General features: G+C 50.7%; 1 protein-coding gene. It reads right to left on the bottom strand.

Features of this window, described 5'->3' with window-relative positions; translation table 11 throughout:
• Positions 1-94: 94 nt before the first annotated feature.
• A complete protein-coding gene (gene ltrA / locus ACFQUU_RS29095; RefSeq protein WP_382252104.1) occupies positions 95-1,795 on the bottom strand; it encodes a group II intron reverse transcriptase/maturase in 1,701 nt (566 codons plus the stop codon).
• Positions 1,796-2,964 lie beyond the last annotated feature (1,169 nt).

Below are 2,964 nucleotides of genomic sequence, written 5' to 3'. Positions count from 1 at the left end.
GGTAGGGTAGGAAGGGTCTGTTGCCAGAACCCCTCCCCCCTAAGAACCGTGCGTGCGACTTTCACCGCACACGGCTCAAGCACAATATAAGTTCCTATGCAGGAACCGGTTTCGTAACTTTTATGTCAAGACTATGGACCTGCTGATGGCACTCTGGATGCAATAGTACGCGATTTCTGAGAGCATCAGAGCCCCCTGCCGCCCTTGGTTGGATGTGATGGTCATGCCACCCTGTATCCACATCCATCGCGAAGCCGCAGTGTGCACACAAGCCACTTTGCGCAATGTATAGCGTGGCCCATTCCTTCCGATACCGCATGTTTTTCAACATACGTTCCTGACGGAGAGTTTCGCCATACATTTCGTCGTGTATGTCGTAAGGGTTGTACGCCCCTTTGACTTTCTTGTGTCGCAGGATGGGAGTCCCAGCAAGCGAGTATAGTTCTATTGCATTTTTCGTACCATCAACATCCACATCTGCCGCAAACACCCAGTTCCGATCGCCGACTGATCGCCAATATTTCTGGCGGAGCCAATCAACGCTCTTGTTTGGATGTCGGCGTTTCGCCCACCGCATGAGCCGCCAAAACAGCAGCCACTCTAAGCGAGAGAACGCCTGTTTAGCTACTACAGAACTGTGATATTGCGCCCAGCCGCGTAGCATCGGGTTCAGCAGGTTTATTAGAGCTACCTGAGTAAGTCCGAGACTGTTGCTAATGGTGTTCCTAAGCTTTTTATAAAACGCTTTCACGTTTTTCTTACTAGGCTTGATAAGCAATTTCCCATTGTATTTGCGGAAATTCCATCCAAGGAAATCGAAGCCGTCATCGATGTGCACAATCTTGGTTTTGGCTGTTGATAGCCGCAACCCACGTTCGGCCAAAAATGTGGCGATCCAAGGCCTGATTTCGAGTTCCAGCAGCTCTTGTGAAGCGCCTGTCACAACGAAGTCATCAGCGTATCGAGTCACACCGACTTTCAATTTAGCTAACTTCGATGGTCCAAATTTCGTCCGGAGGTGTGAAATTAGACCCGTTTCCAATCCATTCAGCGTCCAGTTTGCCAATGCAGGGCTGATGATTCCACCCTGCGGTGTTCCTGCTGTGGTAGCGAGCAATTGCTTCCGGTCAATTACCCCAGAGCTCAACCACTTATGGAGCACAGCTTTGTCCATATGGACTTTGCTAAGTAACCATTTGTGGTTGATGTTATCAAAGAAGCCTTCAATGTCCGCATCTAGTACCCATTGCGCCGATGACTTCCGGCAAGTCTGGAGGAAGATTTGTGACATTGCATCGGCCGTAGAGCGATTTTTTCTAAACCCGTACGAGTTTGGATCGCTCAGGGTCTCTAAAACCGGATCAAGGGCCAGCAAATGTAACGCTTGCATGGCCCTGTCCTTCATGGTGGGGATGCCCAATGGGCGTTCCTTCCCATTGGCCTTAGGGATGTAAACCCTACGCAGAGGCAGGGGCCGGTACCGTCGCTTCTTTAATTCCGCAATTGCTGCAAACTTTTGTGGCGGCGTGTCCCAAAGTTGCTGGTCCACACCGGCCGTCCGCTTGCCTTGATTTTCGGTCACCCGTTTAACTGCTAGCGCTCGCGCGCAAAACGAGCGGGTCAACCACCGTTGTAGGGCTTTCACCCGACGCCAGTCGCTGTCCTTTGTTGCCTTCGCTAGGCGAATCTGCATGGCTCTCACATTCTTCTGAACGCGTTGCCAGTCAATGGCAGCCCATTCGAGAGGAATGCGCGAGGACGCAGAATTGTCCAAACTGCTGGTTATTACTTCCATTGCTGTACCTCGTGGTAGTGGTACCCGCCGAGGACGCACTCTCTCCCCGAAGGGATCGACTACATCCCTTCGGGGTTATTGTGAAAAACTACGTTTTGCCTATCCAGTCGTTTGACGACTATTGCACCAGACGGAAGTCTGCACACTTTCGTGTCGGGACAAATTTAGAATCCCTATCTAGGCCATTACAGCCCAGCCTTCGCTTTTTCCGTCATCCCATACCCGCTCCGCCATGGGCTTCCCTTGCGGGTCGCTTGCCAACTTGGTAACTACCAGATTGGCGGCGAGTCGGGTTTACCACGTTCCCTATGATGTCGACACGATTGACTACATCGTGACTAGCTGTTTAGGGTCTGACTCTCCCCCGGTGATTAGAAGACGACGTATTCCCAGGAACCACAGGAATAACCAATCACGTACTGTTTGGTTCAGGCCAGAAGCAGCTTGGGCCTGTTTATATTTACGAGGGTTCAGACGTCAGTTCACGGTATGTTACCCATGCAGTATTTGCCTAGCCCCTTCACCGTCTTGCTGCTAACAGTGTCCACAGCCTTACTTGCGTAAGGTATGTGCCGCCTAGGCGGGGGTACATTGTCATCGGGGCTTCACACCTGACCGTTACCAGTCACGCATGCCCGAGTAGGCAACGAGTGGTCGTACACTCGGTCGCAGCACCAATCAGACTAAGACTTGGTCTGATTAGGTACGACAAGACATCGTAGAGCGTTGCGCGATCTTGTTTGTGATACAGCAGCCATGTCCAGAGCTATGGATAGCTTTGTCTTCCACGTCCCGGGTACGGGACGTTTCTTTAACGAGTAGATTTCAAGATCTGAGGTTTTCCTGATTTTTTCGTTGTATTACGACAACACTTAACCTGCTTTGTGAGCAAAATAAATCCGCAATAACATCACTGAGCGGTCAGCGGACTGATCGTTGTAGTGAGGAAATTGCAAATATTTAAGGTTTTGTGCCGGACGTGGAGTACTATTTGCGCTGGACGCAATTAGAGAGCCCACGATGTTTGCTCAAGGCTGCCCTCTTAAAAATTCCTAAGAATCAAAGAGTTATCGATTGGCTTGCAGTTTAGATGGCGTTTCAAAGGTGCTTGTTGCTGCACCATTTCTACTGTTCCCACGGAGTGGTGATCGCGACGACGTGTCGCACAG

This window comes from Herbaspirillum sp. GCM10030257, from assembly GCF_042666555.1.
Classification (GTDB): domain Bacteria; phylum Pseudomonadota; class Gammaproteobacteria; order Burkholderiales; family Burkholderiaceae_D; genus Noviherbaspirillum.
The sequence above is the reverse complement of the archived record's forward strand: the minus strand, read 5'-3'. Positions and strand labels throughout refer to the sequence as shown.

What these genes read in the sequence shown, in the direction of transcription:
- ltrA (WP_382252104.1), bottom strand. Translation starts at nt 1,795, where the DNA reads ATGGAAGTAATAACCAGCAGTTTGGACAATTCTGCGTCCTCGCGCATT.